Genomic DNA, 364 nt, shown 5'->3' with positions numbered 1-364 from the left:
CGACGGGGAGGGGACGGGTCCGGGGTCATTTCCTCCGGTTCGTCGTCCGGCTCCGCGCCTCGCCGCCCCCGCGCCGGCCGCGCCGTTGGTCCTCTCTCCCTTTCCCCTTTTTCTTTCCCCTCCTCTTCTCCTCCCCTTCTCTTCCTCTCCCTCTCTTCCCTTTCTTTCCCTTCTCTTTTCCTCCCTTCTTCTTCCCCCTCTTCTTCTCTTCCCCCTTCCCTCCTCTCTTCTTCCTTTCCTTTCCTCTTCCCTCCTCCTTTTCTCCCCTTTTCTTTCCTTCTTTCTTCTCCCTCCTCCTTCTCTTCCTTCTCCTCCTCCTTCCTTTCTTTCCCTCTCTTCTCCCCTCCTTCCCTTTTCCTCCTTT

Annotated in this window: 1 protein-coding gene; it reads right to left on the bottom strand. The window is 57.7% G+C overall.

What is annotated here, in order from left to right; translation table 11 throughout:
- Positions 1-25 precede the first annotated feature (25 nt).
- Positions 26-364, bottom strand: a 339-nt coding sequence (locus NR111_RS18895) for a hypothetical protein (RefSeq protein ID WP_256821642.1), incomplete at its 5' end; no start/stop codon positions are given.

Origin of the sequence: Dietzia sp. Die43 (assembly GCF_024519835.1) — a bacterium.
Classification (GTDB): domain Bacteria; phylum Actinomycetota; class Actinomycetes; order Mycobacteriales; family Mycobacteriaceae; genus Dietzia; species Dietzia kunjamensis.
The sequence above is the reverse complement of the archived record's forward strand: the minus strand, read 5'-3'. Positions and strand labels throughout refer to the sequence as shown.